Genomic DNA, 1,267 nt, shown 5'->3' on the forward strand with positions numbered 1-1,267 from the left:
TTCGGTCTCCGGTGGTTCGTCCGGGATCGCGCTGTTGATCTTGTGCAGGCACAGATAGTTGTTGCGGCCCTTGAGGATCGCGAACCGGGCGCGCCGGCCCAGTGGTTTCTCCAGCGCCTGCGCCAACCGCGGCAGATCGCGGTCGACCAGCTGCCGCTGCAGCGCGATTGTGGCGGTCGACACCACGACCGTCCGTCCGCTCTGCACCGCGTGCCGCAGGCTCGGCACCAGATACGCCAGCGACTTACCGGTGCCGGTTCCGGCCTGGACGGCCAGGTGCTCCTTGGTGTCGATGGAGTGCGCGACCGCGGCCGACATCGTCTGCTGACCGGTACGCGCCGTACCGCCGAGTGCTTCCACGGCGGTCGCCAGCAGGGTCGGTACGGGCGGGAGTTCGGGCACCCAGGAAGACTAGCGCCCCCTGCCGACAATCGACCCGACCGGCGGCGGTCGCCCGTGCCTGCCCGCTCCCGTCCGCGCGAGGTTGTGCACAGGCCGGCGGTTGTCCACAGGGGCCGTCGCGGTGACGCCGGATCCGGTGGCCGCGTCCGGGGCGGCCAGTAGGGTTGGCGGTAATCCGCATCAGGGGGTGCGGTACGGGGAAGGAGATGCGCGTGGAGCCGGATTACCGCACCTGGATCGCCGGGGGTTCGCACCTGGAGCTGAGTGGCCACCGGATCTTCCACCGGCAGGACGGCCCGATCGACGGGCGGCCGGTGACGCTGCTGCACGGATATCCGACGTCCTCGCACGACTGGGTCTCGATCCTGCCCGCCCTCACCGAATCCGGCTGCCGGGTAACGACTCTGGATTTCCTCGGTTTCGGTGCCAGCGACAAACCGCGCGGGCACGACTACCGGATGACCGAACAGGCCACGCTGGTCGAACAGCTCTGGCAGCGGCTCGGAATCACCGGCACCGCGCTCGTGGCACACGATTACGGGGTCAGCGTGGCACAGGAGTTGCTGGCCCGTGACAGTACGCGGGTACAGCGGATGGCCTGGCTCAACGGCGGCCTGTACCCGGACCTGTACCGGCCCTTGCCGATTCAGCATCTGATGACCACCCCGATCGGCAAGATACTGAATCCGCTCATGTCGGAGACGACCTTCCGGATGACCCTGCGCAGGATCCTGGGGCGCCCGGTCCCCGATGCCGATCTGCATCAGATGTGGCTGGCGATGACCGACGGCGGCGGTAAGCACGTGCAATGGGCGCTCAACCGCTACCACGCCGAGCGCCGGGCCAATGCCGAACGCTGGCAGCA

Annotated in this window: 2 protein-coding genes; one reads left to right on the forward strand and one right to left on the reverse strand. The window is 68.5% G+C overall.

Translation table 11 applies throughout. The features are described 5' to 3' along the window. Positions 1–318: DEAD/DEAH box helicase (locus ACGF5C_RS34705; RefSeq protein WP_393308642.1), on the reverse strand; the 318-nt coding region annotated here is incomplete at its 3' end. 296 nt (positions 319–614) lie between these two features. Here ACGF5C_RS34705 and ACGF5C_RS34710 point away from each other — a divergent pair. After that, on the forward strand, positions 615–1,267 hold a 653-nt coding region (locus ACGF5C_RS34710), incomplete at its 3' end, for an alpha/beta fold hydrolase (RefSeq protein ID WP_393308640.1).

The sequence above is a fragment of the Micromonospora sp. NPDC047620 genome, from assembly GCF_043205005.1.
Lineage (GTDB): Bacteria > Actinomycetota > Actinomycetes > Mycobacteriales > Micromonosporaceae > Micromonospora.